Consider the following 6,716-nt stretch of genomic DNA (forward strand, 5'->3'; position numbering starts at 1 on the left):
CGCATTCTCCGAGCTTGTCGGCGAACCGGCTCGAATGCTTGCATGGGTGATTTTTCGTCGCGCCGGCAGCCAGGATGCCCGCGGGCAGTCGACCGATCCTGTCAGCCGGGCTGGAAATCTGTTTCTGCCGGCATTGTTCGCCGTGGCTGCACCCATTTATGTCGGCCTCATCCTGGTCGCGCCCAATCTGGTGGACATCGCGCTTGGCAGCACATGGGCCCCCGTGGCGCTGGTCGTCAAGATTCTCGCCGTCCGGCAGCTCGTATCCTTTCAGGGTTACGTGACCGAGCCGTTGCTGTCGGTTCGAGGCGAGGTCAGGCGGCTTTGGCCGCTGTCGCTCATGATCAGCCTTGCGTCCATCGGCATGATGGTGGTGCTGGCGCCTTTCGGCCTTGTCTATGCCGCCGTCGGGCAGTGCGTCGCGGCGGCCTTTGCGGGCATCCTCGCCGTCTGGTTCCAGGTCCGTTACGGCGGGCTCGACTGGCTGCGCATTTCAGCAAACAGCGGCCTCATCGCGCTTGCGGCGGCGGTGATGTTCGTCGGGGTCTCGTCTTTGGCCCATTGGCCTGACGAGATGCATCTGCCGACCTATTCGCAGATGGCGATGCAGGTTCTCGTCGGTGCGCTCATTTATCTGAGCGTTCTCTATGCAAGCTGGAAATGGACCGGCTGGCTCAAGTCGGGACGCTAGCGCACTGACGCCGAAAGTCGCGTTTTCAGATGGTCGGCGAGGCGCAGCGCCATGGCCAGTATCATAAGCGTCGGGTTTGCGTGACCGGGTGTTGTGAAGACCGAACTGCCCGCCACGTAAAGCCCGTCGACGCCGTGAACTCTGGCATCCCGATTGACAACACTCGTGGCCGGATCGTCGCCCATGCGGGTGGTGCACGAAGGATGGGCCATATCGCTGAAGGGCGCGTTCTTGAAATCCTCGTCGAGAACCCATTGTTCGAGTTTGGGTTGCGGCAGGCCGATGCGCCAGAATTCGGCGGAAATGAGTTCGGCCAGCCTCGCGATGCTGGCGGTTTCCGCCCAGCCGATCTTCCAGTTCACGCGGGCGAGAGGGGTGCCCAGCGGATCGCGGACGGAGGAGAGCGTCACCCGGCTGTCACGGTTGGGTCTTTGTTCGGCCATGGCGTCGAAACGCAGCTCGGTGAGTTGTCGCGGCAGACCGCGCTTCATGACTAACCGGCGGTGCAGGCCGGCGGCGAGACCTCCCGGCGCGGCGAGGGCGGTTCTGAGATCGTCGAGACGGAAGCGCTTCTTGCCTGAGTAAAACCGCTTGAGCGCCAGCCACGGGTCGTTGGGCGCGAGCATTTGCACAGGGTAGGTGGCGCAGTTTAGCAGCCCTTCCCGCACCTGCAGGCGAGGGCTCAAGGCCAATCCCCGCAGATAAAAATGCGTGCGGCGTTTGTGCTTCAATCCGTAAAAGCCGAAATGCTCCGCCACATCCTGAAGCGAATCTTTCTCAAAGCGCGCGATGACGGTGCGCGGATGGTCGGCAAGATAGCGTCCCACACAATCGCGCTCATTGCCGATGCCGGAACCGGCAATGTCGTTGGAGGCCAGAAGCAGCCGCGCGTTCTCGATGCCACCGCCGCACAAAACCACCGTCCGGGCGTGAACCGCCGCTTCGCTTCCCGCCAGGCTCTTGAGGTCTAATATCTCGACACGCCGTCCGCTCGCTTCCAGGCCGATACGGGTAACGGTCGCGTGGGTAAGAATGTCGACGTTTTTCGCCGTCAACTCCCTTGCAATATCGCCGAACCTTAGCGGCTCGCTGCTGTTGGGTCTTTGGCTGAACTGCCAGAAGAAGGTGCGCACAAGATCGTCGTTCAAGTCGATATCAGCCGGTGGCGAAGCCAGGCGGTGATAGAGCGCCTTGTCGTAGACGTTGGGGCCGAGATTGAGGAGTGTTGCCGCGCGGTCGAGCACATCGGTCAGATCGCGCCGTCGCAGCGGCCAACCGGAACCGGGAACCCATTTGCGGGTGTCGAAATCGATGTCGTCGAAGGCGGCGCATTTGCCCACCCAGGTGTGCGTGCTACCGCCAACCATGCGATTGCGAAGCTCGAAGGCGGGAATGTCGTTGAGCCAGGCGAGATCACCCGTGTAGCCCCGTTGCAGGGACATGGCGTCTCGCGTGTTCGGATCGCCGACATTTTCGACACGATTGAGTTTTTGAACGTTTGGGTCGAACGCGATACCGCCGCTTTCGATGAGCACAACCTTTAGGGCGGTGCCGGCAAACTCGCGCGCGATGGCGAGCCCGGCAGGTCCCGCGCCGACAAGGGCGAGATCGGCATCTATCTGTGTGCCCGAAGGCACGGTTCGCAAGTCTAGAATGGACACGTCGCCACCTGAACGGGCCATAAAACGGCACGTCAGCCATGGAAAAAACGGATCGCTGCGCCGTGAAAACCCCAAGCACAGACTAGCAAAAACCAGCCCTCGGCCGAACTCATCCAAATTGCATAGAAAGGCCGACTTGCTAAGGGTTTTGGCCATTGGGGGGTAGAGCGCGCTCCCACGCGGCTACATTATTGGATTATTTGAAAACCCCATGGCCGCGGCATACGCTCGAAGAATACATGGGGCGCCGCGACATGGGCGACGTGCCCCTCTGCGCACCGCGCAGACCGGGCACGCGCCGTCCGCCGGCAAAGCGGGAAAAGATTATGGCAAAGGTTGGTTTGCGTGAGTGGCTTGCTGTCGGCAGGGTCATCGCCTCGGGTCGGCTGGCGCGCTATGGCGGGCCGGGCGAGGGACCGCTCGACCGGTTCGAGAACGCGTTTTCCGAAAAGTTCGGCATCAAGCACGTGCTGACGGTCAGCAGCGGCACCGGGGCTCTGATCAGCGCTCTTGCGGCATCGGGCGTCGGTCCGGGCGACGAGGTGCTCGTTCCGGCGTACACTTGGATCGCCACCGCGGCCGCGGTGCTCGCGGTTGGCGCGGTGCCGGTGATCGTCGATATAGACGAAACCTTGACCATGGATCCCGAGGACATCGTACGTAAGTTGACCCGGCATACGCGCGCCGTTCTTCCGGTCCACATGGCCAATATGGTGTGCGACATGGAGGCGATTACGGAGCACGCCCGCCAGCACGGGCTGTTGGTCATCGAGGATGCCTGCCAGGCGGTGGGCGCCAGTTACCGCGACCGACGCGTCGGCACGATCGGCGATATCGGCGCTTTCAGCTTCAACCAGTTCAAGAACATCAATATCGGCGAGGGCGGGGCGGTAGCGTCGCAAAGCGATCGCTTCTTCGCACGCGCCCGTATGTACCACGATGTCGGCGAGCTCTTCCGTGGGCATCTCGACCACTACAACGAACCAAGCTTTTTTGGCGTGAACTTCAAGGCGAGCCAGATACAGGGCGCGATGCTCAATGTGCAACTCGCCAAGCTCGACCCGATGCTGCGGCGCATGCGCCGTCGGCATCAGGTCATGTCGCATATCCTGTCGGGCAGCGACGCGTTTCGGCTGGGGCCGCACAACGATCCGCAAAACGCCGTCGGTCTCCATCTTGTTTTCGAGACCGAAGGCGAAGCGAAAGCATTTGCTGCACAGCACAAGCGGGGCGTCTACAGGGTTTTCGATTCAAGCCGCCATGTTTGCACCCACTGGGCGCCGATTCTTGAGAAGCGCGCGTTCCATCCCGCCATGAACCCTTATGGCTGGGCGTCGGCGGACGTGACCTACGGGCCGGATATGTGTGCCCGGTCGCTCGACATTCTCAAGCGCACCTGTCGCATCAGTCTGGGCGAAAACTATCCAACGGCACTCATGGCCTATCTTGCCCGCCGCATGGCCGGACAGGGCGCGCCGGAAAGGCGGTTGTCCTATGCAGCTTAAGCCCGTGAGCATTGGCGCCGGCACGATCGATGTCTGGCAATGGTCCCTCGATGTCCCGCTTGAGGCGCTGCCACCGCTTGTGTCGGCGCTCAACGAGGCGGAATTCGCACGCGCCTCGCGTTTCGTACATGAGCAGCACCGTCTGCGTTTCATTGCCGGGCGTGGTCGGCTGCGTGCCATTCTGGGCTCGTATCTCGGCGTGGCGGCGAGCCGCCTTTCCTTTTCCTACAACGCTTTCGGGAAGCCGCGGCTTGCGGGTCGGGGCGAACCGCCACTTCATTTCAACCTCAGCCATAGCGGTGCTACGGCGGTTCTCGCCGTATCCGATCGCTATCAGCTCGGCATCGACATCGAACGGGTTCTTCCATTCCGGGAAAATCTCGCCGAACACTTCTTCTCGCAGGCAGAAAACGAAGCGCTGAAGGCGGTCTCCGCGCAGGATTACCTCGGCGCGTTCTTCCGTTGTTGGACACGCAAGGAAGCGTTTGTAAAAGCGCATGGCGCGGGGCTTTCCCTGCCGCTGGAATCGTTCGATGTGACCATCGATCCGAACGAAACGCCACGTCTCTTGCGGCTCGACGGCGTCGAGGACGCGCCGGCACAGTGGCAGCTTCTCCATCTCTCCCTGCCGCGTGGCTACATCGGCGCCGTAGCGGCAATGACGGCGGGCAACACGGTTGCGCTCAATTATCGCGGCACGCGGCTGCAGCCGGCCCGCCGGGACGTGCGCGGCGCATGGCGACCGGCATTGCGCATGGAGCGCCATCAGGCATTGAGCCGCGCATCCAGTATATAACGGGAACCGCTGGCGTCGAAATGATGGCAGCCGGTCAGCCCGGGCTTGAAGTCGGGCAGGATCCGGCGCACGCAGGTCTCCCGATAGTCGTTCATGTCCAGGTGCTCGATCTCCATGATGTTGAGGCCATAGCCGTAAATGCCGTGCGCATTGTATTGCGCGGGGCGATAGAGGCGGCGATGGCGCGAAAAAATACGGCCAGCATTGCGTGCCGTGGCACTGCCCATCACCACGGGGTTGCGACGGTGGGAGACAAGCCGGCTGAGCTTCGGCCCGTCAACCTGGAAGGCATAAAGCGCCGAACAATGATCTTCGAAGGCGTGATGATCGGAGAGATTGGTGAAAAGCCACCATTGCCCCCGATGTCTGAAAAGGGTGCTGTCGGCGGTGGACCAGCCTTCCAGGGCCCGTGAATAGGGTTCCCATACGAGAGGAAAGTTGACGGCACGCCAGATTTCGATGCGTTTTCGCTGATGGGTTTCCGGCATCATGAAGATATCGTCGCCATGCTTGAACACGAAGGGAAAGGAGAGATGCTCGTTTCCGCCCAGCGCTATCCCGATGGGCTCGAAACCGTTGCGGGTAATCTCACCCACGGCGATATGCGCCCTGGTGTCGCGAAGGCCGTAATTTTCATAGAACAGGAAGGTCCGGCCCTCATGATGGAAGAGAAAGGGATCGGCCCTGATCGCGGTGTCCGTTGGCGGAATCTCTATGGCTTCGCTTGGGTCGAAATCGTCGATGGCGCCGCGTCCGCTGTAAAGCGTCCACACGGCGGTTTCCTGATGAGAGGCGCGTCGCACGCTTTTCAGGGCGCGCTGCGTGGTGTTCTTAAAAAGCTCGGCGGCATATCGGCCGGTCTCGATGAGGCCGGGCGGGTTAAGCGTGGGTACTGTGCCGGACGCTTTGAGCGGTCTCGGCAGCTTGCGGGTTTCGGCAACCCGTTTTAGCTCGCGCATCAGGAGCAGAACCGATTTCTCCTTGATGAAGGCGGCGTTGCGCGCGGCGCTGAACTTCACATTGAACGCGGCCTCGGCGACGGTTCGCCTTTCCGGCTGCCGCGCGGTTTCGACAAACAGCGCAAGATGGCTGGTGGGAGCGCCCGCGGCCATGTCGACGATGCCATCCCAACTCACCATGCCGGACTGGGTAAAAACATGGCTGAGGGACCAGATGCCGAAAGTGAGGCTTTTCACGAAGGTTTCGGGTAAACGGGTGTCGCGGTGACGTAGAACGAGGTCGAGATCGAGCTCGCGACGGTCGTCTTCATGGTCGGTTTCGATAAGCGGAACATTCAATATACCGTTTCCTGCGCGCTCGAAGCGCCGGGCGCGATAGACCGGTTGACGTGCAAAAAACGCGCTGTCGAGCCGCGCCACGGTCCTTGTCAGCATGTTCGGGCGGGCGCTGCGGGCCGGTTTCGCATCCTCGAGAATGGCTACGAGCCGGAAACGCCGGTCCGCGAGCATTCGTTCGATGAGTTGAAGTTCCCAGTTTTCGAACGCCCGGCCGGCCGTGCGCACGATGCCGATGCGAAGCGGCGCATGCGGTTGATCACGGCCAGTGGCCGTTCGGATCTCATTGTTCAGAGTGGCCTCCCAGTTCAAGGCGCTCGCCGAGTACGGCGGAAAGCTTTTCGATACCGTTTTCGCTGAGCGAGTCCTCGTGCCATCCGTTCAGGTCGAACACAGGGGATTCGTCGGGCACGAAACCACGCCAGCCGAACAACAGTCGTTTGGCACGCGCGTGGGTCGCCTGACTGCGAAAAAACAGGATGTTTTCGCTGTTGAGCGCGCGTGGACGGTAGCGGCGCGCGGCGCGCACCAGAAACTGGGTCACGGCCTCGTTGGCTTCCTCCTCCGGATTCATGGCGCGTCCAGGCGCGAAACGTTCGATGAGTTTCAGCGAGAGGCTGAATTCCTTCAGGTAGGTGATGAGCGACATTCGCCCGCGCATCAGCTTGCCGGTGAAGTAAAGGAGGCGTTTGGCGCGCTTCTCCGTGTTCCAGCGCCAGCGTGTGAAGCCGGGTTGCGAACGCACATAGCCAGGAGCCCAACTGTCGA

At 61.6% G+C, this 6,716-nt stretch carries 5 protein-coding genes and 1 pseudogene; 3 read left to right on the forward strand and 3 right to left on the reverse strand.

Annotated features, from left to right (window positions below; genetic code table 11):
- The coding region (locus QZ638_RS21610; RefSeq protein WP_295814383.1) for a polysaccharide biosynthesis C-terminal domain-containing protein at positions 1–691 on the forward strand (691 nt) is incomplete at its 5' end.
- Here QZ638_RS21610 and QZ638_RS21615 read toward each other — a convergent pair.
- Entirely contained in the window at positions 688–2,352 is a 1,665-nt protein-coding gene (locus tag QZ638_RS21615) for a GMC family oxidoreductase (protein WP_295814386.1), read from the reverse strand. The genes QZ638_RS21610 and QZ638_RS21615 overlap by 4 nt on opposite strands.
- A 326-nt stretch (positions 2,353–2,678) precedes the next feature.
- On the opposite strand from QZ638_RS21615, the gene QZ638_RS21620 reads away from it, so the two are divergent.
- Positions 2,679–3,857 (forward strand): aminotransferase class I/II-fold pyridoxal phosphate-dependent enzyme, encoded by a 1,179-nt coding sequence (locus QZ638_RS21620; RefSeq protein WP_295814388.1) that lies wholly within the window; start codon positions 2,679–2,681, stop codon positions 3,855–3,857.
- A complete protein-coding gene (locus QZ638_RS21625) occupies positions 3,847–4,653 on the forward strand; it encodes a 4'-phosphopantetheinyl transferase superfamily protein (RefSeq protein WP_295814391.1) in 807 nt (268 codons plus the stop codon). Before QZ638_RS21620 ends, QZ638_RS21625 begins: the two co-directional genes overlap by 11 nt.
- Here the strand turns inward: QZ638_RS21625 and QZ638_RS21630 are convergent.
- Together QZ638_RS21630 and QZ638_RS21635 are read right to left on the reverse strand one after the other, a co-directional pair.
- Positions 4,623–6,260, reverse strand: a complete 1,638-nt coding sequence (locus QZ638_RS21630; RefSeq protein ID WP_295814393.1) for a hypothetical protein — start codon at positions 6,258–6,260, stop codon at positions 4,623–4,625. The genes QZ638_RS21625 and QZ638_RS21630 overlap by 31 nt on opposite strands.
- Positions 6,232–6,716: pseudogene (locus QZ638_RS21635) on the reverse strand (condensation protein); the annotation flags it as partial. The pseudogene QZ638_RS21635 and the gene QZ638_RS21630, both read right to left, overlap by 29 nt.

The sequence above is a fragment of the uncultured Nitratireductor sp. genome, from assembly GCF_913053745.1.
In the GTDB taxonomy this organism is placed as follows: domain Bacteria; phylum Pseudomonadota; class Alphaproteobacteria; order Rhizobiales; family Rhizobiaceae; genus Nitratireductor.